The sequence below is a fragment of the Salegentibacter maritimus genome (assembly GCF_016236975.1).
Taxonomy (GTDB): Bacteria; Bacteroidota; Bacteroidia; order Flavobacteriales; family Flavobacteriaceae; genus Salegentibacter; species Salegentibacter maritimus.
Map to the genome: position 1 here is coordinate 1 of NZ_JAEHNY010000039.1, position 331 is coordinate 331.

At 44.7% G+C, this 331-nt stretch carries 1 protein-coding gene; it reads left to right on the top strand.

All coding sequences use genetic code 11. From position 1 onward, the window contains the following. The coding region (locus I6U50_RS16200; RefSeq protein WP_198639560.1) for a malectin domain-containing carbohydrate-binding protein at positions 1–331 on the top strand (331 nt) is incomplete at both ends.

A 331-nucleotide genomic window follows, 5' to 3' on the forward strand; every position in this document is an offset into this window, starting at 1 on the left:
ATTGGGAAGAAGATACTGCTAACAACAATTCTGCTTATTTAAGCTACCCCGGACTTAACAGTACCTTTTCCGGAGGAATGACAAGTTATACCGCAACGGTCGATCAATCTACGACCCCGATAAGTATTTATGACACTGAACGTTTTGATAGGGGCAAAGGCGAACCCAATATGACCTATGCTTTTCCGGTGGATAGTCCCGGCACCTATGCGGTTCGTTTATATATGGGGAATTCGTATTCGGGTACTTCAGCAGCAGGTACAAGGATTTTTGATGTTTCTATAGAAGGAGTGGTACCTGCTTCCCTTCAGGCTGTAGACCTTTCTGCACA